A 774-nucleotide genomic window follows, 5' to 3' on the forward strand; every position below is an offset into this window, starting at 1 on the left:
CAATGATTGAGGGTAAAGAGAAGCTGGTTCAATCGCCTATCCAGTTAACGACGATTATTAAGACTGATTGATTGTAGGCAGAGTCTTCCACGGCTCGCAGACGGGCAAGCAAGGGTTGATCCTGCGAGGGAATGGAATCCTCTGCCTATGTTTAAAGAATGGGCGGAGCAATCAACCTACTTATGCTTCACATTCATCGTAATATCAGCGGTAAAGCACTTGGTTCCTTCTGTGTCATACGCTGCTACGGGCACGACTACCTTGCCTTCCTGTGAAAAATCGACGTCTGCCGCTTCACACACAACTTTAAGGTCTGTTTTAGCTTTTGCGATATATTCAACAGTCATACCTTGAGGAACCCATCGGGCACCAGCGGGAATCGAGACGTCAGTTGTCATACCGCCTGCTAATTCAGCAGCGTTACACATTGCAATGGCATGAACGGTACCGATATGGTTGTGCACCTTCTTTTGGTTTTTCAAGCTAACTTCACAATAGCCTGGTTTAAGGTCAATGACTTCTGGGTCAATTGTCCCAAAGTAAGGTGCGATTTGAGCAACGCCCTTCGAAAACATCTCTGGGCCCATTTGTTGGAACATTGCTAGAAATTGACTCATATTGAATACCGCGTACTTATTTAAAAATGTCGATCACCTTGTTTAGGAAGCGACTGACGGTTTCAAGCTCTTCTTCTGAAAATTCTTCACTGAGCTTCTCGTTTACTTGCTGGATAAGTGGGTAGAGTATCGGTAATTTATTTTTACCCTCGTCAGA

Annotated in this window: 1 protein-coding gene; it reads right to left on the bottom strand. The window is 44.7% G+C overall.

Features of this window, described 5'->3' with window-relative positions; all coding sequences use genetic code 11:
* Positions 1–176 precede the first annotated feature (176 nt).
* Positions 177–617, bottom strand: a complete 441-nt coding sequence (locus A3735_RS00235) for a hotdog fold domain-containing protein (RefSeq protein ID WP_068507593.1) — start codon at positions 615–617, stop codon at positions 177–179.
* Positions 618–774: the final 157 nt, after the last annotated feature.

This window comes from Oleiphilus sp. HI0061, from assembly GCF_001635675.1.

What these genes read in the sequence shown, in the direction of transcription:
- A3735_RS00235 (WP_068507593.1), bottom strand. Translation starts at nt 617, where the DNA reads ATGAGTCAATTTCTAGCAATGTTCCAACAAATGGGCCCAGAGATGTTT.